Raw genomic sequence first — 23,290 nt, forward strand, 5'->3', positions numbered from 1 at the left:
CCGCTCAGCACCACCGCTGCGGGCCGCGACCGGACTCCCGGTCGCGGCCCGCCGTGCTCTCCACCCTGTCGGCCTACCGGCCTCCACCGCGGCCCGGTGCCTGGTCACGTGCCGCTACGACGCGACCGGCGTGGCGCCGGGGGCGGGCTCGGTGTCCATGTCCGCCTGCCACAGGTCCGGGCCGAAGACCTCGTACTGGATGTCCCGCGGGGCGGTGCCGCGCTCGATCAGCGCGCTGCGGACGGCCTGCATGAAGGGCAGCGGACCGCACAGGTAGTACAGCGCCCCGTCCGGCAGCCGGACGTCGTCGAGGTCCATCAGCCCCTCGTGGACGCCGTCGACCGGCAGCGACGTGGACGCCCCGCGCTCGTACCAGACGTGCAGCGACGCCCCGGGCAGCGAGCGGATGTCGTAGAGCAGCTGGTCGCGCAGGGCGAAGTGCGCGTCGTCCACGTCGGCGTGCAGCACCGTGATCGGCAGGTGGGACCCGGCCTCCGCCAGGTGCGAGACCATCCCGACCATCGGGGTCACGCCGATGCCCGCGCTGGCGAACACCACGGGGCGGCCCGAGTCGTCCAGGACGACGTCGCCGAAGGGCAGCGACATGGTGAGGACGTCGCCGACGTCCACCGTGTCGCACAGCAGGTTCGACACCTCGCCGTCGGGCTTCCCGTCGCCGCGGACGCGCTTCACCGAGAACTGCCGGTGCTCGCCGTCGTCGGCCCGGGTGAGGCTGTACTGGCGCGGCTGCCGGAGGCCGTCGGGCGTGGGCACCTGCACGGTGACGTACTGGCCGGGCAGTGAGGTGCGGACCAGCCGGTCGTCGATCCGCTTGAGCCGGAAGGTGACGACGTCGGCCGTCTCGACCTTCTTCTCCGCGACCTGCCACTGGCGCCACACGGTTTCCGGGCGCACGCCCCGGGCGCTGTAGAGCCCGCGTTCCTGGTTGATCAGCGCGTAGGCCATCAGCCAGTACACCTCGTCCCACGCGGCGGCGACCTCGGGCGTCACCGCGTCGCCGAGGACCTCCGCGATCGCCCAGAACAGGTTGTCGTGGACGACGTCGTACTGGGCCGGGGTGATGCCGAGCGAGGCGTGCTTGTGCGCGATGCGGGACAGCAGGTGCTCGGGCAGCTGCTCGGGGCTCTTCACCAGGGCGCTGGCGAAGGCGGCGACGGAGCCGGCGAGGGCGATCTGCTGGGTGCCCTCCGACTGGTTCCCGCGGTTGAAGACCCCGTCGAACAGCTCCGGGTGCTGGTCGAACAGGTGGGCGTAGAACCGCCGGGCGATCTCACGGATGTTGTCGGCGACCACGGGGAGGGTCGCCTCGATGACCGGGCGGGAACGGTCGGAGAGCATCGGTGCTCCTCGCGTCGGGAACGGTGCGGGAACCGCCGTCCGCACGGGGCGGCGGCATCTCCTCCCCGTAGCCACGATGCGCCCGGACCATGCCCGGATCGCGCGATCGCCCGATCGGTGGCCGTGACCGTCAGTCGGTGGGCCGGTTGCGGTCCTGCTCGGCGAGGAATCGCTCCAGCTCCGCGCTGATCTCCTCACCGGTGGGCATCGCGCCCCCGGTGCCCAGCAGCCCGGTGTCCTCGCGGGCGGCGGTGAAGGAGTCGAACTGCTCCTCCAGGGCCGCGACCACCGCGGTGCTCTCACTGGACCGGCCGACCTGCTCGTCGATCTCGGTGCGGTGGGTCTCGGCCGCCTCGCGCAGCGTCTCGGTCGGCACGTGCAGCCCGGTCAGCTCCGCGAGGTGCTCGAGCAGGCAGAGCGAGGCCGCCGGGTAGGTGGTCTGCGCCAGGTAGTGCGGCACGTGCGCGGCCACGCCGAGGGCGTCGACGCCCGCCTCGCCCAGGCGCAGCTCGAGCAGGGCGCCGATGCTGCCGGGCAGGCGCATCTCGCCCCAGTAGACGGGATAGGACTCGATGAGCTGGCGGCGGGTCGCGTGCGCTGTGACGGTCACCGGCCGGGTGTGCGGTACCGGCATCGGGATGGCGTGCAGGGCCACCACCTTCGTCACCCCGAGGCACTCGACCAGCTGCAGCAGGGCGGCGACGAACCGCTCCCAGGCGAGGTCCGGCTCGGCTCCGTGCAGCAGCAGGAACTCCCGCCCCGCGTCGTCCTCGACCCGGTACAGGTTGATCTCCGGCGGGGTGACAGAGACGTACCGGTCGCCGGAGAAGGTCATCCGCGGCCGGTGGTCGCGGTAGTCGACCAGGCTGTCGACGTCGAAGCGGGCGACCAGCCGGTGCGGCAGCGCGCTGAGCAGGTGCGCGCCGGCCAGCGCACCGGCGTGGGCAGCGTCGAACTCACCTGCCAGGTCGTGCACCAGCACGAGTCCACGGCGCTCGTCCGGCGAGGCCACCCCGGCCTCGCGGGCGAGCAGCGGCTCGGCGTCGGGGAGCACCTCGACCAGGTCCTCGGGTCGCTGCGGCACGGGACCTCCTCCTGACATCAGAACTGGTGACGCGACCACCAGCCGTGGCCGGAGTGCGGACATTCCCATGATCCCCCCGCGAGGGGGGTGCCGGTCAGATGCCGGGGGTGTCGTCGTCGGCGGCCTGGCGCACCAGCTGGGCGCCGCTGGAGTCGCCGGTCAGTTCCCGCCGGGTGCCGTCGGGTGCCACCTCGGGGGAGAGGCCGTCGAGCATGTCCCGGCCGTAGCGGTAGAAGACGGCGAGCAACGCGGCCACCGGGACGCTGAGGAACGCGCCGATGATGCCGGCCAGGCTCGCGCCGGCGGTCACCGCCAGGATGACGACGGCGGCGTGCAGGTTCAGCCCGCGGCCCTGGATGATCGGCTGCAGCACGTTGCCCTCGAGCTGCTGCACCAGGACGACGATGCCCAGCACGATCAGCGCCTTGGTGAGCCCGACGCTGACCAGCGCGATGAGCACGGCGAAGGCGCCGGCCACGAAGGCGCCGATGATCGGGATGAAGGCGCCGAAGAAGGTCAGCACGGCCAGCGGCAGGACCAGCGGCACCCCGAGGACCAGCAGGCCGAGGCCGATGAAGAAGGCGTCGACGAAGCCCACGATGGCCTGCTGGCGGATGAACTCGGACAGCGTCGACCACGTCTTGAGCGACAGCGCGGCGACGTGCGGCGCCGCCCGCGGGCCGGTCTGGGCGGCCAGCCACGGGACCCACTTCGGGCCGTCCTTGAGGAAGAAGAAGGCGAGGACCAGCGCCAGCACCAGGTTGAGCAGTGCGTTGCCGATCGTGGTCGCCGTGGTGACCGCGTAGCCGGCGATGTTCTGGGCGTTGTTCTGGATCGAGTTGATCACGGAGTCGACGGCCGTGCCGACCTGGTCCTCGCCCAGGTTGAGCGGCGGACCGGCGATCCACTCCTGCACCTGCTGGAGCCCGCCGGTGACGCCGTCGGCCACCTCCTCCACCTGGCCCGCCACGGACGGCGCGAGGCCCGCGATGATCCCGCCCAGCGCGCCGAGGAAGACCAGCAGCGTGACCGCGGCGGCGAGCGCCGGCGGCCAGGAGTGCCGGCGCAGGAACCGGGTGAGCGGCCAGAGCACGGTGCTGAACAGCAGGCCGAGGACCACCGGCAGCAGGACGCCCCACAGCTGGCCGAGCACGTAGCCGACCACGATCAGCGCCGCGACGATGAGGATCAGCTGACCGGAGGCGATCGCCACCCGGCGGGAGGCGGCCTCCAGGCGTTGGGCGCGGTCCGGGCCGGGTGCGGGTGCGCGGGTGCTGGACACCTCGTCCGGACGGGGTCCGGCGGGGCGGCGCACGGCCGTCCCGCCGGGGCCGTGCGGCGCATCCGGGGCGGGCGATGCGTCGGGGGACTCGTCGGGGCGGGGGTCGGGCATGCGTTGATCCCAACACATCGGCGTCCGGGGGACCCGCCCGCCGCACGGTGCCGCCCGGCCAGGACGACCTTGTCGGATCCTGGCCGTAGGTTCAGCGGCATGCCGAAGACCGCCACCACCGACCGGGTCGACCGGAACGCGTTGCTCGCCTTCCTGCGTCCCCGGCACAAGGCCGTGCTGCTCACCCGCCGGGGCGACGGCACGCCCCAGCTCTCGCCGGTGACCTGCGGGGTCGACGACGACGGTCGGGTCGTGGTCTCCACCTATCCGCAGCGGGCGAAGGTGGTCAACGCCCGGCGGGACCCGCAGGTCTCGCTGTGCGTGCTCTCCGACGACTTCGACGGGCCGTGGGTGCAGGTGGACGGCGCTGCCGAGGTGCTCGACCTGCCCGAGGCGCTCGAGCCGCTGGTCGGGTACTTCCGGGCGATCAGCGGGGAGCACCCCGACTGGGACGAGTACCGGGCGGCGATGACCCGCCAGGGCAAGGTGCTGCTCCGGGTGACGATCGAGCGGTGGGGCCCGGTGGCCACCGGTGGCTTCCCGCCCGAGCTCACCGGCGACGATGCATCGGCAAAGTCCTGAGCCTTGCTTTCTCCAATGCAAGCTGCTGAACTTGCGGAATGCCGTTCGTGCTGACCGTCGACCAGCGGGGGAGCCGCCGGTCCGGCGACCAGGTTCCCGCCGTCCTGTCCGCGCTGTCCGGGGTGCCGACGGTGCTGCGCTTCGAGCGGACCGCCGGCGACGAGGTCCAGGGCGTGCTCGACGACCCGGCCGCCGTGGTCGAGGTCGTCCGGCGCCTGGTGCGCGGTGGTGGCTGGAGCATCGGGATCGGCGCCGGACCGGTGCAGACCCCGCTGCCCCGCAGCACCCGGGCGGCGACCGGCCCGGCGTTCCTCGCGGCGCGGGCCGCCGTCGAGGCCGCCAAGCGGCGGCCGGTGCGGGTGGCCGTGCGGGGAGCGGTCGCCGAGGCCGCGGAGGACGCCCAGGCGGTGCTGACCGCCCTGGCCGCGCTCCTGGGGCGGCGCAGCGACCAGGCGTGGGAGGCCGTGGAGCTGGTGGAGGGCGGCCGGACGCAGGCGCAGGCGGCCGGGCAGCTCGGCGTCAGCCGGCAGGCCGTGGGGCAGCGGCTGGCCGCCGGGCTCTGGGAGGTCGAGCGCGACCTGCGGCCCACCGCCGCCCGGCTGCTGGCGAGGGCCGCCGGATGACCAACGCGGCGCTGGCGCTGCTCGCCGTCCTGGCCGTCTGCGGGGGCGGGCTCACGCTGCGCGGGGAGCGGGTGCGCGGGCCGGTGGGCGCGCTGTGCCTCGTCGTGCTGCTGGCCGGAGCTGCCGCGCTCGCCTGGCGGGCCGGCGGCACCGGCGACGGCGCGCGGGCCATGGGCGCGGTGCTGGCCGTGGTCGCGGCCGCGCTCGGCGGCGGCCCGGTCGCCACGGCCGTGCTGCGCGCCGCCGATCCGGAACGCGACGAGCCGCGCCCGCCCGCCACCCCCGCCCGCTCGGACGTGGTGGGGGCCGAGGTCAAGCCGGCCCCCCGGACCCTGGCCGATCCGGAGGTGCTGCGCGGCGGCGCGTGGATCGGCGTCCTGGAACGCACCGCGATCGCCGGCACGGTGCTGGCCGGCTGGCAGGAGGGGCTGGCGGTGCTCATCGCGGTGAAGGGGCTGGGCCGGTTCCACGAGGTCAAGGCGCCGGTTGCCGCCGAGCGGTTCATCATCGGCACCCTCGCCAGCGGCCTGTGGGCCCTCGGCTGCGTGGGCGCCGCCGTCCTCCTGCGCACCTGACCCCTTCGAGGGCAGAAGTGGCCACTTCTGCCCTGCCTGTGGACGACGCCCGCACCCCTCGCCCACGAGTCGGCACGCTCGGCGGATGCGCCGCCATCTGACGGGTGTCTTCATCGGCAGCCACGCGATCGCCGAGGGACTGCTCACCGCCAAGCAGCTGCGGCAACGCAGTTACCGTCGCCTCGTCCAGGGGGTCTACGCCGATCCCGGACTCGACGTCGACCACCGGCTGCGCTGCGCCGGTGTGGCCCTGGTCCTGCCGCCGGGCACGGCGATCGGCGGTCATTCCGCCGCGGCCTGGCACGGTGCGCCGTTCGCCGGACCGCAGGACCCGGTGACCGTGCTTCGACCGCCGTCCGTGCTGTGGAAGGGCCCACGCGGGGTGCGCGTCCACCGGGCGGAGCTGGCAGCCGACGACATCGAGCAGCGGGACGGAGTGCCCGTCACCTCTGCTCTGCGCACCGCCTGGGACGTGGCCGGGCTCGAACCGCTCGGTACCGCGGTGGCCGCCTTGGACGCGATGGTGCGTTCAGGCGCCGCGACGCTCACCGACCTCGCGGCGCGGGTCGAGAACGGCGCCGGGCGGTGGGGCGTGGTGCGTGTCCGCCGGGCCGTGCAGTTGATCGACGCCCGCGCGGAGTCACCACCGGAGTCGAGGGTCCGGGTGGCCCTGGTGGTGGCCGGCTTGGCGCCGGTGCCCCAGTTCGAGGTCTGGTCGGCGGGTGTCCTCCTCGGCCGGGCGGACCTCGCGTTCCCCGAGGAGATGGTGCTGGTCGAGTACGAGGGCGCCTACCACTTCGACGGACCGCAGATCGTCCGGGACGACGACCGGATCGCCCGCCTGCAGGCGGCGGGATGGCGGGTGATCCGGCTCAGCGCCGCCGATCTGCGCGACCTGTACGGCGTCGTCGTGCGGGTTCGCGCGGCGCTTGCCCGGTGAGGGGCGGAAGTGGCCACCTCCGCCCCTCAGTCGGTGAAGACCTCGAGCTGGGCGCCCACCTCCACCAAGCGCTCGTAGAGCTGCTCGTAGCCGCGGGCGATGATGTCGACGTTGCGCAGCACCGACTGTCCCTTGGCCGCGAGCATCGCCAGCAGGATGCACACCGCCGGACGGAGCGCGGGCGGGCAGACGACCTCCGCGCCCGACCATCGGGTCGGCCCGGACACCAGCACCCGGTGCGGATCGAGCAGCCGGACGTCGGCGCCCAGCCGGGTCAGGTCGGAGAGGTGGATGGCCCGGTTGTCGTAGACCCAGTCGTGGATCACCGTCTCGCCGGTCGCGGTCGCGGCGATGACGGCGAAGAACGGCAGGTTGTCGATGTTCAGCCCCGGGAACGGCATCGGGTGCACCTTGTCCAGCGGCGCCCGCAGCTGCGAGGGGTGGATGGTGACGTCGACCAGCCGGGTGCGGCCGTTGTCGGCGGGGTACTCCGGCGACAGCCCGTACCGCAGTCCCATCTCGGCCAGGATCGCCAGCTCGATCTCCAGGAACTCGATCGGCGCCCGGCGCACGGTGACCTCGGAGTTCGTCACGATCCCCGCGGTCAGCAGGCTCATCGCCTCGACCGGGTCCTCGCTCAGCGGGTAGTCGACGTCGGCGTCGAGCACCGGGCGGCCGGTGACCACGAGCGTCGTCGTCCCGAAGCCCTCGATCCGCACGCCGAGCTTCTCCAGGTACAGGCACAGGTCCTGGACCATGTAGTTCGGGCTGGCGTTGCGGATAGTCGTCGTCCCGTCGTGCCGGGCGGCGGCGAGCAGCGCGTTCTCGGTGACGGTGTCCCCGCGCTCGGTCAGCACGATCGTGCGGTCGCATCCGGCCGAGCGGGTCACCGTCGCCTGGTACCGGCCGGCGCGGGCCTCCACGGCGAGCCCGAAGTGTCGCAGCGCGATCATGTGCGGCTCGACCGTGCGGGTGCCCAGGTCGCAGCCGCCGGCGTAGGGCAGCTCGAAGCTGTCCGCCCGGTGCAGCAGCGGGCCCAGGAACATGATGATGCTGCGGGTGCGCCGGGCGGCGTCGGCGTCGATCGCGGCGAGGTCCAGCTGCTCGGGCACGACGAGGGTGAGGTCGCGGCCGCCGGCGTCCCAGGTGGCCGAGACGCCGATCGAGGTCAGCACGGCGAGGATCCGGTCCACCTCGACGATCCGGGCGACGTTGCGCAGCGTCGTCCGGCCGCGGTTGAGCAGGGACGCGCACAGCAGGGCGACGGCAGCGTTCTTCGACGACTTCACCGTCACGCTGCCGTGCAGCGGGGTGCCGCCGCTGACCCGCAGGTGGGTGCGGACGGTGCGGCCGACCGGCACCGGCCCGTCGCCGAGGGCCGCCGCCAGGCGCCCGAGCAGCTCCAGGCTGACCTCCTGGTCACCCCGCTCGATCCGCGCGACCTCGACCGGGCTGCTGCCCAGGCGTTCGGCGAGCTGCGCCTGGGTCAGCCCGCGGTGCCGGCGGGCGTCCCGGACCAGGCCGCCGACGTTGCGGAGGTCCTGGCCGGTGGCCGGATCGGTGAGCGTCATCGGAGCGCGACCGTATTACATCGGTGCGATCTCCGGACGTCCCGGCGACCGGCCGCCTGACCGACGCGGGCGTGCCGCCGCCATGACCAGCCGGGATGATGGGGTGGACGACGCAGCGCGACGCGAGGAGACCCCGTGACCGACAGCTCAACAGCCACCCCCGGCGTCCGGCACCCAGACCTCCTGGGGGTCTACTGCAACGACCACCTGGCGTCCGCGGCCGGGGGCATCGAGCTCGTCTCGCGGATGATCGGTGCGCAGCGGGGCTCCAGGTACGAGGGGCCCCTGCGGCAGCTGCTCGACGAGCTGCGCGAGGAGAAGTCCGCGCTGACCCGGCAGACGCGTGAGCTGGGTCTGCCGGTGCGGCAGTACAAGCAGCTGGCCGTCTGGGTCGCCGAGAAGGCCAGCCGGGCCAAGCTGAACGGGCACCTGCTCAGTCGTTCACCGCTCAGCGACCTGGTCGAGTTCGAGTTCCTCGCCTCCGCCGTCCGTGGCAAGCGCAGCGGCTTCGAGACGATGCGGATCGCCGCCGAGGCGGACGACCGGATCGACAAGGAGCTCTTCGACCGGCTCATCGACCAGGCGAACCGGCAGTTCGCGTGGCTGACCGACGCGCGCCGCGATGTCGCGGCGGGGGTCTTCGGCGGGGACCCCGCCGCCGTCGCCGGCACCGAGGACTTCTGACCGTCCGGCGGGCGGGGGGCTCGGGGGTCCCGGTAGAACCGCAGCCATGTGCCACGACCACGACAGCCGTCCGCCCGCCCCGCCGCGCACGGGGGACGTCGCCGAGCGCGGCACCCTGACCCTGACCGCCGCCGACGGCACCGAGTTCTCCGCCGCCTACGCCGCCCCCGCTGCGCCCGCCCGGGCCGGCGTCGTCGTCCTCCCGGACGTCCGCGGGCTGCACCCCTACTACGTGGCCCTGGCCGAGCGGTTCGCCGGGGCCGGGCTCCCCGCCGTCGCGATCGACTGGTTCGGCCGCACCGCCGGGCTCGCCGAGACCGGCACGCGGGCGGAGGACTTCGACCACAGGTCGCACGCCGCGCAGGTCACGCCCGAGGGCGTCGACGCCGACACCGCCGCGGCGGTCGAGTACCTGCGCCGCCGCACCGACCCGGCCCTGCCGGTAGTCACCGTCGGCTTCTGCTTCGGCGGCAGCCACGCCTGGCGGCAGTCGGCCGGCTCGCTGGACATCGCCGGCAGCGCCGGCTTCTACGGGAAGCCGGGGGTGGTCGGCGAGGCCGCGCAGCGCGCCACGAAGCCGGTCGTGATGATCATCGCCGGAGCCGACCGGGCGACGCCCGTGGCCGACCAGCTGCAGCTCGCCGCAACCATGCGCGCCGCCGGGGCGGACGTCGACGACGTCGTCTACGAGGGGGCCCCGCACTCGTTCTTCGACCGCGCGTACGGCGAGTGGGCCGACGCCTGCGCGGACGCCTGGCGGCACGTCCTCGCCCTCACCGACCGGGTGGCCGCCGGCCCGCCGGACGTACCCTCGCCTGCGTGAGCGACCAGCAGCAGCCGATCGAGCAGGGCGTCCTGGAGCTGGCGCAGCGGGTGTTCGGCCTGGCCCGCGAGGGTGCCACCGAGGAGCTCGCCGCCTACGTCGACGCCGGGGTGCCGGCCAACCTGACGAACGAGAAGGGCGACACCCTGCTCATCCTCGCCGCCTACCACGGCCATCCCGAGACGGTGGGGGCGCTGCTCGAGCGGGGCGCCGACCACGGCCGGGCGAACGACCGGGGGCAGACCGCGCTCGCGGCGGCGGTGTTCAAGCAGTCGGCCGACGCGGTGCGCCGGCTGCTCGCCGCAGGCGCGGACCCGGACGCCGGTCAGCCGAGCGCACGGGCCACCGCCCAGTTCTTCGACCTGCCCGAGATGAGCGCGCTGCTCGCGAACCCGGGGGGCTGATCAGCGTCGACTCCGCAGGACCCCACCACGCACAGCAGCGGAGGTGCCGCCGCGAACCTCGGTTTCCACCTCGCCGTCCTCTGCGCGGACGACGACGACTGACGTAGCGGAGGGTGCGAGGGGCGTCTCGGCTGAACGCCGGCGATGGTCCCGGAGCCGCCTCCACGGACGGCGACGTCGCGCGGACGGGCCCCGGCGCGGAAGGTCGGGTACCCGTGGGTTCACCGCCGCTCGTGGCGCGTCTCAGCACGCGGGCGAACCGGTGGCACGGCGTCGTCCGTCTCGCGCAACCGCACAGGCAGCCGGGTCAGCCCGCGCATCAGGATGCTCGATCGCCACCTCAACCGGTCCGGTTCGACGGCGAGGGTGAGGTCCGGGAACCGGGCGAGCAGCGTCCGGAACGCCACGTCCCCCTCGAGCCGCGCCAGCGGGGCGCCGAGACAGTGGTGGAGCCCGAAGCCGAAGGCCAGGTGTCCGGCTGCGTCGCGGTGCAGGTCCAGGTCGTCGGCCGCCGGGAAGTGGTCCGGGTCACGGTCGGCGGACGCCAGGGCGACGAGGACCACCTCGCCGGGCGGGATCGTGACGCCGCCGATCTCGACCGGCTCGGTGGTGTGGCGGAAAGTGGCCAGGTTGATCGGGCCGTCGAAGCGCAGGAACTCTTCCACCGCCCGAGGGATCAACTCCGGGTCGGCACGCAGCTCCGCGAGCCGGTCGGGACGGCGGAGGAGCGCCAGCACGCCGTTGCCGATCAGGTTGACCGTCGTCTCGTGGCCGGCCACCAACAGCAGGAAGGCCATGGACACCGTCTCGTCGGCCGAGAGCCGGTCGGCGTGCTCCGAGGCGGCGACGATCGCCGAGAGCATGTCGTCCGCCGGCCTGGCCCGCTTCTCGGCAACGAGGGCGGTGAGGTACTCCGCCATGGCCGTCCCGGCGGCCGTGCGTCCGGCTGCATCGCCGTCGGACGACAGGAGGGTGTTGGACCACCTCCGGAACGTCTCACGTTCGGCATCGGGCACCCCGAGCAGGTCACAGATCACGCTCATGGGCAGCGGAAAGGCGAAGGCGTCGAGCAGGTCGACCTCGGCGGGTCCGGCGGCCATCCGGTCGGCGAGACCGGTGGCGATCGCCTCGATCCGCGGGCGCATGCCCGCTATCGCGCGCATCGTGAAGGCCCGGTTCACCAGCTTGCGCAGCCGGGTGTGGTCGGGAGGGTCGGAGCTGAGCATGTGCCGGCTGAGCTCCTGGGCGAACACGGCCCGGCCCTCGGGCGGCACCGGGTGCCGTTCCAGCGCTCGGGCGAACCCGGTCGCGTCCTTGGCGAGCCGGGGGTCGTTGAGCGCTCGACGCGCGTCGTCGTAGCGGGTGACCACCCAGACGGGGAGGCCCACCGGGGTCCGCGCCCGTGCGACCGGGTCCTCGGCGCGCAGCCGCGCGTACAGGGCATGGGGATCGGCGAAGAAGGCCGGATCGAGCTCCACCACGGTGTCGGCGGGACGCCCTACGCGAGACCGACCGTGTCCCATGCTCCGAGGTTCCCCGGGCGCCGCGGTGGACACAACCCCTCAGGTGCCACTCCGGCGGGGTCAGGCTGGCGCGATCGTCGTCACCGTGCCGTTGGAGCCGCGGTACTTGAGCGCTCCGTCCTGGACGTAGAGGACGCCGCCCCCACCAGGGGCGACCGATGGGGCGACGATGGCGTTCCCGATCCCGATGACACCCCGGCCCGCGCCGAACTGGCTCCCTGTCCGGAAGCCGACGTTCCCCCCGGCCCCCGGCCTCTGGAACACCATGATGGTCTCGAAGCCGGAGTCGTCTTCCTTGCGGCCGTTGATCTGGAGCTCGTCCGACTGCACTGCGATCTCATACTTTCCCCTCGCGGGGTGAGCGGCATCTGCTGCGTCCGACTCGACGAGTTCGATGTCGGGATTGGGATCGACGATCTTCACCGAAGCGGCGCCGCCGCGGGCGCTGGTCTGATCGATCCGCAGTGCAGGTTGGTTGTAGTTCGCATTCGTCGCTCTCACCTGGAGGACGGCCGATGCCGATGCGAGTTCACCGTCATCGGACTCGATGAGGACCGTGGCCATTGAGCTGCTCCCAGCCGTGAGGGCGACGCGGCGGCATGCCGAGCCATGGCCGCGATCGCCGATACGGCAGGTTAGGTGACGCGCCGTCACCTCTCTGTCACCACACCGTCAGCTGCGCGGGACGGACCAGGCCGGCGAGGAAGCTCGCCACCGAGAACGGCAGCAGGATCAGCCCGGCGACCCCGAGCCGGCCGATCACCGGGGTGGCCACGGCGCCGACCAGGAGCGTCACGGTCAGCGACCACTGCGCGCTGGTGAGCGAGACGTCGTCGGCCTCGGCGATGGCCGGCACCAGCGGAGCACCCAGGCTGCTGATGACCGCGACCAGCATCGCGAGGTAGAGCAGCACCGGGACCAACCCGGGGCGCGGGGGAGGGGTGCCGTCGGGCGGGGAGGTCACGGGGATCGGACGGTCACCCCGGGACGTCGCCCGCCCCGGCCCTCCTCCCGGCCACCGGGAGCGGCGCACCTCACGGTGTGACCGCTCGGGGGGCGGGGAACGGGACCAGCGATGCCGAACTGGGTGCAGGACGCGGTGTGGTGGCAGGTCTATCCCCTCGGCTTCGTGGGGGCCGAGCGGGAGCGCCCGCCGGACGGCGACGTCCGGCACAAACTGCCGCGGCTGCTCGACTGGCTGGACCACGTCCTCGAGCTCGGCGCGAACGGCCTGGCCCTCGGCCCGGTCTTCGCCAGCGGCACCCACGGCTACGACACCGAGGACCACTTCCGCATCGACCCGCGGCTCGGCGACGACGCGGACTTCGACGCGCTCGTGGACGCCTGCCACCAGCGGGGCATCAGGGTGCTGCTGGACGGGGTGTTCAACCACGTCGGCCGCGGCCACCCCGCGTTCCGCGCCGTGCTGGACCAGGGACCCGACGCCCCCACCGCGGGCTGGTTCCGGCTGCGCTGGCCCGACGGCCCGCGGCCCGGTGCAGAGCCCGAGTACGACACCTTCGAGGGGCACGGCCAGCTGGTCGCCCTCGACCACGGGTCGCCGGAGGTGGGAGACCTGATCACCCGGGTGATGACCCACTGGCTGGACCGCGGCGCGGACGGCTGGCGGCTGGACGCGGCCTACGCCGTCCCCCCGGCGTTCTGGGCGAGCGTGCTGCCGCGGGTCCGCGCGGCGCACCCCGACGCCTACGTCGTCGGCGAGGTGATCCACGGCGACTACGCACGGATCGTCACCGAGTCCGGGATGGACGCCGTCACCCAGTACGAGCTGTGGAAGGCGATCTGGAGCTCGCTCAACGACGGCAACCTGTACGAGCTCGCGCACGCGCTGGGGCGGCACGACGGGTTCCTCGACGTCTTCGCGCCGCTGACGTTCGTCGGCAACCACGACGTCACCCGGATCGCCAGCCGGCTCACCGACGTCCGGCACCTGCCGCACGCGCTGGCCGTGCTGTTCACCGTCGGCGGGACCCCGTCGGTCTACGCCGGCGACGAGCAGGCGTTCACCGGCGTCAAGGAGGACCGGGCCGGCGGGGACGACGCCGTCCGCCCGCCCTTCCCGGCCACGCCCGGGGAGTTGGCGCCCTACGGCGCGCCGACGCAGCGGCTGCACCAGGAGCTCACCGGGCTGCGCCGTCGGCACCGCTGGCTGCACCAGGCGCGCACCACCCCGCTGCACCTGGCCAACCGGCAGCTGAGCTACGCCACCGCCGCCGAGGACGGACGGCTGGTCGTCGTGCTCAACCTGGACGACGCGCCGGCCGAGGTGCCGGCCCCCGGCGCGGGGGAGGTCCTGGCCGGGGCGGCCGAGGTGCGTGGCGGGGCCACGGTGCGGCTCGAGGGCCACGGGTGGGCGGTGCTCGCGGGGTGACCTGTGCGGGCTGTCACGGCCGGACGCGGAACAGCCCGGCCGGGAACGGCGTTCGAAGCTGAACGTGACGTCCCCGACCACCACCAGCCGTGTGCCCGCCCGCGCCTGGGCCGTCTGGGTGGTCGGCCTCCTCGCCTACGCGGTCGCGATCTTCCACCGCTCCTCCCTCGGTGTCGCCGGGGTCGAGGCGCAGGAACGCTTCTCCGCCGGGGCGTCGGCGATCTCGCTGTTCCTCGTGCTGCAGCTGGCCGTCTACGCGAGCCTGCAGGTTCCGGTCGGGGTCGCGCTGGACCGGTTCGGCTCGCGCAAGGTGATCATCGCCGGCGCGCTGACGATGGCCGCCGGGCAGCTGGTCCTGGCGCTGGCGAGCGACGTGCCCACCGCCGTCGTGGCCCGCGTGCTGGTCGGTGCCGGCGACGCGATGACCTTCATCAGCGTCCTCCGGCTGGTCCCGCTGTGGTTCCCCGGCCGCACCGTTCCGCTGATCACCCAGCTGACCGGCATCCTCGGGCAGGTCGGGCAGATCATCGCGGCGTACCCGCTGGTCACCCTGCTGCACACCGCGTCCTGGACGCCGACCTTCCTCGGTGCGGCGGCCGTCGGGGTGCTGGTGGGCGTGCTGGTCCTGGTCGCCCTGCGCGACACCCCGCCCGGCACGCAGCTCGCCCCGCCCTCGACCATGGCCGAGGTGCGGCGCAACCTGGCCGCCACCTGGGCCGAGCCGGGCACCCGGATGGGGCTGGCCACCCACCTGGTCACCCAGTTCTCCGGCACCGTCTTCGCCCTGCTCTGGGGCTATCCGTTCCTGACCACCGGCCAGGGCCTCTCCGCCGGGGCCGCCGCGACGCTGCTCAGCCTGCTGGTCGTCGTCGGCATGGGCTTCGGGCCGCTGCTGGGCCGGCTGTGCGCCCGGTGGCCGATGCGCCGGTCCAACCTCGTGTTCGGCATCCTCACCGCGACCGCCGCGGTGTGGACCGTGGTCCTGCTCTGGCCGGGGCGCGCGCCGCTGTGGCTGCTGGTCCTGCTCGTGGTCGTCCTCGGCACAAACGGGCCGGGCTCGATGATCGGCTTCGACTTCGCCCGGACCTGGAACCCGGCCGAGCGCTCGGGCAGCGCCAGCGGCGTGGTCAACGTCGGCGGGTTCATCGCCTCGCTGTGCACCGTGCTGGCGATCGGTCTCGTGCTCGACGCGCTCACCCCGGGCAGCTCGACCGCCTACTCCCTGGACGCCTTCCGGGCCGCGTTCGCGGTGCAGTACGTGTTCTGGGCGCTGGGGCTGGTCGGCGTCGTCCGGCACCGCCGCCAGCTGCGGGCCCGGATGGCGCAGGACGGCGTGGTGCTGGCCCCGCTGACCACCGCGGTCACCGCGCGGCTGCGCCACCGGTCGGCGTACGCCCACCCGCGTCAGGAGGGCTGAGCAGCCCTGCGGGCGAGGACGAGCGCGTACTCGTGGCGGCGGCGGTCCCGCTCCACCGCGAGCACGACGTGCTCGACGTCCGCGGCCCCGGGCAGGCCGGTGAGCCGGCCGGCGAGCTCGGGCACCGGCGCGCTGGACCAGATGGCGAGCACACCGCCCGGGCGCAGCGCGCCGAGCGCCGCCGCCAGGCCGGGCTGTTCGTACAGCCCGGCGTTGGTCGGGTGCACGAGGAACACCGGCCCGTTGTCGACGTCGAGCAGGACGGCGTCGTAGCGGGCGCGGGCGCCGGCCAGGTGGACGGAGACATCGCCGACGTGCAGCCGCAGCCGCGGGTCCGCGACCGGCAGCGCCGGCAGCAGCCCCTGCTCCGCCCAGCCGACGAGCGGCGGCTGCAGCTCCACGACCTCCACCGCGGTCACCCGGGGATCGGCGAGCGCGGCGGCCGCCGTCCAGCCCAGGCCGAGCCCGCCGACCAGGACGGTCAGGTCCTGACCCCCGCACCGGCGCAGCGCCTCGGTCGCGAGTGCCCGCTCGGTGGAGGTGTCGACGTCGTCCATCGCGAACACCCCGGCGACGACGAGCTCCAGGTGCGCGTCGCACCGGCGGAGCACCACCTCGCCGTGCGTGCCCGCTGCCCGGCCGAGCTCCTCGCGGAGGGGTGCCTCGCCGCCGGTCACACCGTCCAGTCTCGGGCACGGGCCGCGGCGGATGGCCGCACCGGCTGACGACGCCAGCCGGCGACCACGGCGAGCGCGGTGGCGACCTGCAGGACGAGCTGCAGCAGGTACGGCCGCCACGGGCTGCCGTCGCCGGGCAGCGGCACGGCGCACAGGCTGGTCGTGGCGTGCAGCACGACCGCGGTCAGCGCGCTGCCGCCGGTCCCGAGGAACACCCAGGTGTGCAGGACGGCGACCGCCGGGAGCTGCACCAGCAGCAGCCAGATCGCCGTCCCCTCCAGCACCGCCCCGTCGGTCCAGGCCAGCGGGGCGTGCCACACCGCCCACGCCAGCCCGAGGACCAGCGCGGCCGCAGCCGGACCGGTCCGCCGCAGCAGGGCAGGGAGGGCGAAGCCGCGCCAGCCGGCCTCCTCACCGAGCCCGTCGGTCAGGGCCAGCACCAGCAACAGGACCAGGACGCCGACCGGCCCGGTCGTCCCCGCGAGCGGCATCGCGTCGCCCGGACGACCCCCGAGCGCGACGGTCAGCACGACGGTGACCAGCCAGACCGCGGCCGGGCCGAGCAGCACCACGACCCACCACCGGCCCACCCGCCAGCGGGTCAGCCGGCGGCCCAGCGCGGCCAGGGCGACCCGCCCGGCGGGAAGGGCCGCGGCGAGCACGGCGGCCAGCGCCGGCCCGTAGGTCGACAGCGGCTCCAGCCAGCCCGGGTCGCCGCCGGTCGCTGCCCGCGGCACCCACACCGCCCAGGTGAGCCCGAACGCCAGCAGCCAGAAGGTGGCGAGCGGGCGGCCGGTCATCCGGCGGCCAGCCAGCTCCGGACCGCGTCGGCCGTCCACTCCGGGTCCTCCACCGCCAGCAGGTGGCCGACGCCCTCGCGCAGCCGGAACGGCCAGTCCGGCCGGACGGCGGCCAGCGCCCGGGCCTGCCGGGCGTGCGCGAGCGGGTCGTCGGTGCCCTGCAGCCACAGCGCCGGGACGTCGATGCCCGCGACCGTGCCCCGCCAGCGACGGGGCCGGGCGAGCAGCGCCATGGTGTCCAGGATCCCGGCCCACTGCTGCGCCTGGGCGGCCGCGGCGTCCGGGCGGGCCGAGCGCGTGCGGGTCTCCTCGACCACGGCGGCCACCGCGTGGGCGGGGAGCCGGTCCGCGTGCGGGGTGGCCTGGCGCAGCTGCCGCTTGACGACCTCCTCGGCGGTCATCCGGACCAGCGTGCGGCGCACCGCGGCGGCCACGCCGGGCATCGCCAGGAACGCCCGCCGTGCGGTGAGCGCGAGGTCCCGGCGCCCGGTGCCGTCCGGGACCGGCGGGCTCAGCAGCACCAGCCCGCGCAGCGTCTCCGGTGCGGCGGCGGCGTGCAGCAGGGCGAGCACCCCACCCATCGAGTGGCCCATGAGCACCACCGGCTCGCCGACCACCTCGGTGACGAAGCGCGCCAGCAGCCGGTGGTCGGCGGCCAGGCCGTGGCCCCGGGTCGGCAGCCCGGACCCGCCGTGGCCGAACAGGTCGACGGCGAGCACCCGGTGGGTCGCGGTCAGCCGCGGGGCCAGCAGGCCCCAGTTGAGCGCCGAGCCGCCGAGCCCGTGCACGCACAGCAGCGCCGGCGCGCCGGCCGGGCCGCCGAGGTCCAGGTGGCGCACCGGGCCGTCGAGGTCGGTGAGGACCGAGCGGGCGCCCGGCGGCCACGCGACGGGGGTGGCGGCGGGCGCCGGGGAGGTGGACTGCGGCATCGGGGACTCCTCGGATCGGGTGGAGCCCCACCGTCGGGCCCGGCGGGGTGGTGCCGCACCACCCGCCGGCCCGGACCACCCGGGGTGGTCAGCAGAGGCCGAGCTCCCGACCCCGGGAGACGGCCTCGGCGCGGGAGGCGACGCCGAGCTTGCGGTAGAGGCTCTTGGCGTAGCCCTTCACCGTGTTGACCGACAGGTGCAGGGAGCCGCCGATGCCGCGCAGGCTGAGGTCGCCCCGCAGCGCTCGCAGGACGGCGAGCTCCCGCTCGGTCAGCGGCTCGGACAGTGCGGCGCGGGTCTGCGCCGCTGCCTGCGCGCCGGCCTGCCCGGCGAGCTCCGCGATGCGCGCATCGGTTCCCGGGTCCGGCGGCGCCTCGGCCCGGGCCTCCGCGGCCCGGTCCAGCAGCGTGAGGGCGGCGCGGCCCTCGCCGCAGCGCAGCGCGATCGCGGCGGCGGAGACCAGCACGAGCGCGGCCATCGCCGGATGGGCCTGGACCGCGACCAGCTCGGCGGCGCGGGCAGACCGGCGGCGGGCGGCGCGGAGGTCGCCGTCCCGCTGGTCGAGCTCGGCCGCGACCGCGTGCAGCAGCGCGACCGCCGAGGCCGCGGCGTCGCCCAGCGCGGACTCCACGGCGGTCGCCTCCTCGGCGGTGGCCCCCAGCAGCAGCCGGGCGCGCTGGTCGGCACCGACCCGGACCAGGCACCAACCGAGCAGGCTGGCGACCTCGAGCCGGGAGAACGCGGGCAGCACCTCGATCGCCGGCGCCCGCCACGCGGTCTCCAGGACGGCGAGGGCGGCGGCGTCGTCCCCGGTGCCGAGCAGCGCGCCGCCCAGCGCGACCCGCGCCACCACCCAGCCCGGCAGCAGCGGGTCGCTCTCCTCGTCCACCGCGCGGCGGGCCAGGGCCAGCGCCGTCCCCGGCGGCGCGTCCGGGGGCGTGCCGTAGACCGAGCGCAGCGACGCGAGCAGCCCGGCGGTGGTGGCGAAGCCGGGGTAGCCGGGGTCGGCGGCGCCCGCGCGCAGCCGGGCCTCGGCGCGGTCCAGCAGGCCGGGCACCCGGTCCAGGCGGCCGGTCACCCCGGCCGCCCAGGCCAGCGACGCAAGCAGCGGCACCGAGCCGGTGGCCGCCGGGTCGAGCAGGCCGCCGAGCTGGGCGAAGACCCCGACCCGACCCGACTCGATGAACGTGGCGGTGTGCGCGACGAGCGCCGCGGCGGCGGCCGGGTGGTCCCCGGCGGCGAGCAGGGCGCGCACCGCGTCCTCGGGCAGGCCGGCGTCCAGGAACCACGCGGCCGCCCGCCGCCGCAGGCCGGCCACCAGCTCCGGGTCGGTCAGCTCCTGCAGCAGTGCGGCCCGGAAGAGCGGGTGCATGCGGAACCACTCGCCGTCCACCGTGGTGACGAACAGCCCGTCCCGCTGCAGGCCGGCGAGGGCGGCGGCGGAGTGCGTCCGGCCGAGGACCGCGTCGACCAGCGCGCCGGAGAAGCGGTCCAGGGGTGCGGTGCGCAGCAGCAGCTCCCGCCGCTCCGCCGGCTGCCCGCGCAGCACCTCGGTGACCAGGTAGGCCAGCGCGTGTTCCTGCCCGGGTGGTCCGGCGGGCAGCGGGCGGCCCTGCCGGCGGTCCCGGAGCGCGAGGCCGCCGAGCACCAGGCCGGCCGCCCAGCCCGCGGACCGGTGGAGCACGCCAGGGACGGCGCCGTCCGGCGGCGCCGGGCCGGCCACGGCGGAGAGCAGCTGCCGGGCCTCCTCGTCGGTGAACCGCAGGTCGGCCTGGCCGATCTCGGTCAGCCGGCCGCGGGCCCGCAGCCGGGGCAGCCCGACCGGCGGCTCGGCGCGGCCGGCGAGCACAACCCGCAGCGCCGCCGGCTGGTGGTCCAGCAGGAACTCCAGGCCCTCGGTCACCCGGCGGTCGGTCACCTCGTGCAGGTCGTCCAGGACCAGCAGCAGCGGTCGCGGGAGATCGGCCAGCCCGTTGAGCAGCTCGGGGACGGCGACGTCCAGCGGATCGACCGACGGGACGGCGAGGGCCGCCAGCGCGCGCCCGGTCGCCTCCGGGGCGGGCCCGGACAGCGCCGTCGCCAGGTAGGTCCAGAACCGGGCCGGGTCGTCGTCACCTGCGTCCAGGGTCAGCCAGGCGACCGGGCTGCGGGCGGTGCGCACCCAGGCGGCCAGCAGCGTGGTCTTGCCCCAGCCCGCGCCCGCGGTGACCACGGTGACCGGGGTGCGGCCGCCGTCGAGCAGCCGGGCCAGCCGGGACCGCGGTACCAGGGACGCGGGCACCGGCGGCACCCGGGACTTGGCGGTGAGCAGGGGGCCGGTCGCGGCCACGGCGTCCACCTCCCGGCTCGGGCCGTCCCCGGGTCTACCGGCTGGGAGCACCTGCGTCCAGACGGCCGCTCGCGCGGAACCGGAGCGTCTGGCCCGGGCGCAGCTGGGCGCAGCGGTCCACCTCGGCGTCCACCACGTAGCCGATCACCGGATAGCCGCCGGTGACCGGGTGGTCGGCGAGGAACAGCACCGGCAGCCCGGACGGCGGCACCTGCAGCGCGCCGCGCACCATGCCCTCGCTGGGCAGCTCGCCCTCGCGCACCCGCTGCAGGGGCTCGCCGTCCAGCCGGAGCCCCACCCGGTTGCTCTCGCTGGTGACCGTCCACGGCCGGGTGGCGAGCGCGACCCAGCCCGCCTCGCCGAACCAGTCGGCGCGCGGGCCGGGCAGCACCGGGACGGTGACGTCGTCCCCCGCCGGGTCCGCGACCGGCGCGACGTCGAGCGTCGGCGGGGGAGCGGTGGGCTCCCCGACGGGTAGCTCGTGCCCGGCGGCGACCACGTCGGGACCGAGCCCGGCGAGGACGTCGGTGGACCGCGACCCGAGCACCGGCGGGACGGCAACGCCCCCGCGGACCGCCACGTAGGTGCGGAGCCCGGTCACCGGGACGCCAAGCCGCAGCTCCTGGCCGCGGCGCAGCGGGGTGGGCGCCGCGTGCGGGAACGGCCCCGCACAGCGGGCGCCCGCGGTGGCCAGCAGCACGTCGTCCTCGGCGCGCAGCACCAGCCCGCCGAAGGTCACCTCGAGCAGCGCGGCGTCGGGCGGGTTGCCGACCAGCCGGTTGGCCAGCGCGGCGGAGGACCGGTCGCAGGCACCCGAGCGGCCGATGCCCAGCGCGGCCTGGCCCGGCCGGCCGAGGTCCTGGACGGTGGTCAGCGGGCCCGGGGCGAGGACCGTGAGCCGGCGGGTCATGCGGGCACGAACCGCACCCGGACGCCCGGCCGCAGCAGGGCGGCGGGCTCCCGGTCGAGGGCGAAGACGGCAACGTCGGTGTGGCCGATCAGCTGCCAGCCGCCGGGGGACTCCCGCGGGTAGACGCCGCTGAACTCGCCGGCCAGCGCGACCGAGCCCGGCGGCACCTTGGTGCGGGGAGTGGGCCGGCGCGGCACGTCCCACGAGCCGTCGACCTGGGTGAGGTAGCCGAAGCCGGGTGCGAAGCCGCAGAAGGCCACGGTCCACTCGGCGCCGGTGTGCCGCCGGACCAGGCCGTCGGGGTCGGTGCCCAGCAGCTCGGCGCACTCGGCGAGGTCCGCTCCGTCGTAGTGCACGGGCAGCTCGACGACCTCACCGGTGCGGCGCGCATCGGCCCGCGGGGGAGTGCGCCGGACCGCGTCGGCGACCGCGGCCAGTGTGGTGCGCCCGGGGTCGAGCACCAGCAGCACGGTGCGCGCCGCGGGGACGACGTCGAGGACGCCCTCCGGCGGCTGCGCGGAGAGCGCGGCGTACAGGGCGAGCACGTCGTCCAGGCCGTCGAGCTCGACCAGCAGCGCGCTGCTGCCGCTGGGCAGCAGGCGCATCAGGGGGCGAAGGGGGCCAGCTCGGCCCCCGCGGAGGTGAGCGCCTCGCGGACCTGCCGGGCGATCTCCACCGCGCCGCGGGTGTCGCCGTGCACGCAGATGGAGTCCGGGCGGAGTGTGAGCTCCCCGCCGTCCACGTCCCGGATCGGTTCCCCCGCGGCCATCGCGACGCACCGGCGGGCGATCTCTGCCGGGTCGTGCAGCACCGCGCCGGGCAGCCGCCGGGAGACCAGTGTGCCCTCGGGGGTGTAGGCCCGGTCGGCGAAGGCCTCGTGCACGGTGGTCAGCCCGGCCTCCTCCGCCTGTCGGAGCCAGACCGAGCCGGGCAGCCCGAGCACCGGCAGGCTGCGGTCGTAGGCGACCACCGCCTCGACCACCGCGGCGGCCTGCTCCTCGTGGTGGACGATCGTGTTGTACAGCGCGCCGTGCGGCTTGACGTACCGCACCCGCGCCCCGGCCACCTTCGCGAAGGCCTCGAGGGCGCCGAGCTGGTAGAGCACGTCGGCGGTGAGCGCCGGGGGCTCGACGTCGATGAAACGGCGGCCGAAGCCGGCCAGGTCGCGGTACCCGACCTGGGCGCCGATCGCGACGCCGGTCTCCACCGCGCGGGCGCACACCCGCCGCATGATCGACGGGTCGCTCGCGTGGAAGCCGCAGGCGACGTTGGCGCTGGTCACGATCTCCAGCAGCGCGTCGTCGTCGCCGAGCGTCCACTGCCCGAAGCCCTCGCCGAGGTCGGAGTTGAGGTCCATCCGGACAGCCTGCCGCACGAGAGCACCCGGTCGCTCGTCCTCCTCCCGGAGGCCCGGCACCGCGGCCGCGACGCGGGGGAGGATGGGCGCCGTGACTCCTGCCGAGCCGGTGGTCCGCCGGCTGCGGGCGGCCGGCTGCGTGTTCGCCGAGGACGAGGCGCGGCTGCTCCTGGACACCGCCGGCACGCCGGCCGAGCTGGAGGAGCTGGTCGGACGGCGGGCCGCGGGGGAGCCGCTGGAGCACCTGCTGGGCTGGGCGGAGTTCTGCGGGCTGCGGATCGCCGTCGGACCAGGGGTCTTCGTGCCGCGCCGCCGCACCGAGCTGGTCGTCCGGCTCGCCGTTGCCCGTGCCGGGCGGGGGGACGTCGTGGTCGACCTGTGCTGCGGGTCCGGGGCGGTGGCCGCGGCGGTGGCCGCCGCCGTCCCGGGGGTGGCAGTGCACGCCGCCGACCTCGACCCGGTGGCTGTCGCTGTCGCCCGGCGCAACCTGGCGTCCGGCGCCGTCCACCAGGGTGACCTGTTCGACGCACTGCCGGCGGAGTTGCGGGGGCGTGTGGCCGTGCTGACCGCGAACGCGCCGTACGTGCCCACCGCGGCGATCGGGCTGATGCCGCCGGAGGCGCGGGACCACGAGCCGCGCACCGCGCTCGACGGCGGGGTGGACGGCGTCGACCTGCACCGACGGATCGCGGCGGGTGCCCCGGCGTGGCTCGCGCCGGGCGGCGTGCTGCTGGTCGAGACCAGCGAGCGGCAGGCGCCGGCGACGGCCGCGGCGATGACCGCGACCGGACTGCGGGCGGAGGTGGTCCGCGACGACGAACTCGACGCCACGGTCGCCGTCGGCACCCGGCCGCCCGCCGGCCTCCCACCCCCATGAGGACGGCCCCCTCCGCAGCATGCGGAGGGGGCCGTGGCCGT

General features: G+C 75.4%; 24 protein-coding genes. 10 read left to right on the plus strand and 14 right to left on the minus strand.

Translation table 11 applies throughout. The annotated features are described in order from the left end of the window. Nucleotides 1-114: 114 nt before the first annotated feature. From HK417_RS05215 to HK417_RS05225, 3 genes are all read right to left on the minus strand, one after another. Nucleotides 115-1,359, minus strand: coding sequence for a globin domain-containing protein (locus HK417_RS05215; RefSeq protein WP_222264095.1), 1,245 nt, complete (start codon nt 1,357-1,359; stop codon nt 115-117). Nucleotides 1,360-1,489: 130 nt separating this feature from the next. Next, on the minus strand, nt 1,490-2,443 hold the full coding sequence (locus tag HK417_RS05220) for a proteasome assembly chaperone family protein (RefSeq protein ID WP_222264097.1): 954 nt from the start codon (nt 2,441-2,443) through the stop codon (nt 1,490-1,492). A gap of 94 nt (nt 2,444-2,537) precedes the next feature. After that, complete coding sequence (locus HK417_RS05225; protein WP_222264099.1) at nt 2,538-3,836, minus strand: AI-2E family transporter; 1,299 nt, start codon at nt 3,834-3,836, stop codon at nt 2,538-2,540. Nucleotides 3,837-3,935: 99 nt separating this feature from the next. Between HK417_RS05225 and HK417_RS05230 the strand changes: the two genes are divergently transcribed. The 4 genes from HK417_RS05230 to HK417_RS05245 all read left to right on the plus strand — a co-directional run bounded on the left by HK417_RS05230 (nt 3,936) and on the right by HK417_RS05245 (nt 6,556). Continuing rightward, on the plus strand, nt 3,936-4,418 hold the full coding sequence (locus HK417_RS05230) for a PPOX class F420-dependent oxidoreductase (protein WP_222264101.1): 483 nt from the start codon (nt 3,936-3,938) through the stop codon (nt 4,416-4,418). 38 nt (nt 4,419-4,456) lie between these two features. Continuing rightward, the gene (locus HK417_RS05235; RefSeq protein ID WP_222264103.1) at nt 4,457-5,041 is read left to right on the plus strand and encodes a hypothetical protein; all 585 of its coding nucleotides are present in this window, start codon (nt 4,457-4,459) and stop codon (nt 5,039-5,041) included. Then, nucleotides 5,038-5,616: a hypothetical protein gene (locus HK417_RS05240; RefSeq protein WP_222264105.1), complete on the plus strand. Its 579-nt coding sequence runs from the start codon at nt 5,038-5,040 to the stop codon at nt 5,614-5,616. Before HK417_RS05235 ends, HK417_RS05240 begins: the two co-directional genes overlap by 4 nt. 85 nt (nt 5,617-5,701) lie before the next feature. Then, nucleotides 5,702-6,556 carry an endonuclease domain-containing protein gene (locus tag HK417_RS05245; protein WP_222264108.1) on the plus strand — a complete coding sequence of 285 codons (855 nt, stop codon included), beginning with the start codon at nt 5,702-5,704 and terminating at the stop codon, nt 6,554-6,556. Nucleotides 6,557-6,582: 26 nt separating this feature from the next. Here the strand turns inward: HK417_RS05245 and HK417_RS05250 are convergent, their stop codons facing one another. Beyond that, a complete protein-coding gene (locus HK417_RS05250) occupies nt 6,583-8,127 on the minus strand; it encodes a UDP-N-acetylglucosamine 1-carboxyvinyltransferase (RefSeq protein WP_222264110.1) in 1,545 nt (514 codons plus the stop codon). Between the two features lie 135 nt (nt 8,128-8,262). Here HK417_RS05250 and HK417_RS05255 point away from each other — a divergent pair, with 135 nt between their 5' ends. The 3 genes from HK417_RS05255 to HK417_RS05265 are packed head-to-tail and all read left to right on the plus strand — an operon-like array spanning nt 8,263 to nt 10,038. After that, entirely contained in the window at nt 8,263-8,811 is a 549-nt protein-coding gene (locus tag HK417_RS05255) for a hypothetical protein (RefSeq protein WP_222264112.1), read from the plus strand. Nucleotides 8,812-8,857: 46 nt separating this feature from the next. Beyond that, a complete protein-coding gene (locus HK417_RS05260) occupies nt 8,858-9,634 on the plus strand; it encodes a dienelactone hydrolase family protein (protein WP_222264114.1) in 777 nt (258 codons plus the stop codon). Further along, nucleotides 9,631-10,038: an ankyrin repeat domain-containing protein gene (locus HK417_RS05265; protein ID WP_222264116.1), complete on the plus strand. Its 408-nt coding sequence runs from the start codon at nt 9,631-9,633 to the stop codon at nt 10,036-10,038. Before HK417_RS05260 ends, HK417_RS05265 begins: the two co-directional genes overlap by 4 nt. A 221-nt stretch (nt 10,039-10,259) precedes the next feature. Here the strand turns inward: HK417_RS05265 and HK417_RS05270 are convergent, their stop codons facing one another. From HK417_RS05270 to HK417_RS25010, 3 genes are all read right to left on the minus strand, one after another. After that, nucleotides 10,260-11,561 carry a cytochrome P450 family protein gene (locus HK417_RS05270; RefSeq protein ID WP_222264117.1) on the minus strand — a complete coding sequence of 434 codons (1,302 nt, stop codon included), beginning with the start codon at nt 11,559-11,561 and terminating at the stop codon, nt 10,260-10,262. Between the two features lie 60 nt (nt 11,562-11,621). Then, nucleotides 11,622-12,125: a hypothetical protein gene (locus HK417_RS05275; protein ID WP_222264119.1), complete on the minus strand. Its 504-nt coding sequence runs from the start codon at nt 12,123-12,125 to the stop codon at nt 11,622-11,624. A 97-nt stretch (nt 12,126-12,222) separates the two neighbouring features. Further along, nucleotides 12,223-12,525 (minus strand): hypothetical protein, encoded by a 303-nt coding sequence (locus tag HK417_RS25010; RefSeq protein ID WP_261325944.1) that lies wholly within the window; start codon nt 12,523-12,525, stop codon nt 12,223-12,225. 111 nt (nt 12,526-12,636) lie between these two features. Here HK417_RS25010 and HK417_RS05285 point away from each other — a divergent pair, with 111 nt between their 5' ends. Together HK417_RS05285 and HK417_RS05290 are read left to right on the plus strand one after the other, a co-directional pair. After that, nucleotides 12,637-13,953 carry an alpha-amylase family glycosyl hydrolase gene (locus HK417_RS05285; RefSeq protein ID WP_222264121.1) on the plus strand — a complete coding sequence of 439 codons (1,317 nt, stop codon included), beginning with the start codon at nt 12,637-12,639 and terminating at the stop codon, nt 13,951-13,953. A 64-nt stretch (nt 13,954-14,017) separates the two neighbouring features. Beyond that, nucleotides 14,018-15,370, plus strand: coding sequence for an MFS transporter (locus tag HK417_RS05290; RefSeq protein ID WP_308123390.1), 1,353 nt, complete (start codon nt 14,018-14,020; stop codon nt 15,368-15,370). Here HK417_RS05290 and HK417_RS05295 read toward each other — a convergent pair. The 7 genes from HK417_RS05295 to HK417_RS05325 form a co-directional block, all read right to left on the minus strand. After that, nucleotides 15,358-16,047, minus strand: coding sequence for a spermidine synthase (locus tag HK417_RS05295; RefSeq protein ID WP_222264123.1), 690 nt, complete (start codon nt 16,045-16,047; stop codon nt 15,358-15,360). The two genes, HK417_RS05290 and HK417_RS05295, sit on opposite strands and share 13 nt — an antisense overlap. Further along, complete coding sequence (locus HK417_RS26070) at nt 16,044-16,886, minus strand: CPBP family glutamic-type intramembrane protease (RefSeq protein ID WP_222264125.1); 843 nt, start codon at nt 16,884-16,886, stop codon at nt 16,044-16,046. The genes HK417_RS05295 and HK417_RS26070 overlap by 4 nt, the downstream gene beginning before the upstream one ends. After that, nucleotides 16,844-17,776 (minus strand): alpha/beta fold hydrolase, encoded by a 933-nt coding sequence (locus tag HK417_RS05305; protein ID WP_222264127.1) that lies wholly within the window; start codon nt 17,774-17,776, stop codon nt 16,844-16,846. The genes HK417_RS26070 and HK417_RS05305 overlap by 43 nt, the downstream gene beginning before the upstream one ends. An 88-nt stretch (nt 17,777-17,864) precedes the next feature. Beyond that, nucleotides 17,865-20,105 carry a LuxR C-terminal-related transcriptional regulator gene (locus HK417_RS26355; protein ID WP_222264129.1) on the minus strand — a complete coding sequence of 747 codons (2,241 nt, stop codon included), beginning with the start codon at nt 20,103-20,105 and terminating at the stop codon, nt 17,865-17,867. A gap of 34 nt (nt 20,106-20,139) precedes the next feature. After that, nucleotides 20,140-21,015 (minus strand): biotin-dependent carboxyltransferase family protein, encoded by an 876-nt coding sequence (locus HK417_RS05315; RefSeq protein WP_222264131.1) that lies wholly within the window; start codon nt 21,013-21,015, stop codon nt 20,140-20,142. After that, complete coding sequence (locus HK417_RS05320; protein ID WP_222264133.1) at nt 21,012-21,620, minus strand: 5-oxoprolinase subunit B family protein; 609 nt, start codon at nt 21,618-21,620, stop codon at nt 21,012-21,014. The genes HK417_RS05315 and HK417_RS05320 overlap by 4 nt, the downstream gene beginning before the upstream one ends. After that, the gene (locus HK417_RS05325; RefSeq protein WP_222264135.1) at nt 21,620-22,372 is read right to left on the minus strand and encodes a LamB/YcsF family protein; all 753 of its coding nucleotides are present in this window, start codon (nt 22,370-22,372) and stop codon (nt 21,620-21,622) included. Before HK417_RS05325 ends, HK417_RS05320 begins: the two co-directional genes overlap by 1 nt. 91 nt (nt 22,373-22,463) lie before the next feature. Here HK417_RS05325 and HK417_RS05330 point away from each other — a divergent pair, with 91 nt between their 5' ends. Continuing rightward, nucleotides 22,464-23,249 (plus strand): putative protein N(5)-glutamine methyltransferase, encoded by a 786-nt coding sequence (locus tag HK417_RS05330; protein ID WP_308123391.1) that lies wholly within the window; start codon nt 22,464-22,466, stop codon nt 23,247-23,249. The last annotated feature ends 41 nt before the right edge of the window (nt 23,250-23,290 follow it).

This window comes from Modestobacter marinus, from assembly GCF_019799945.1.
Classification (GTDB): domain Bacteria; phylum Actinomycetota; class Actinomycetes; order Mycobacteriales; family Geodermatophilaceae; genus Modestobacter; species Modestobacter marinus_B.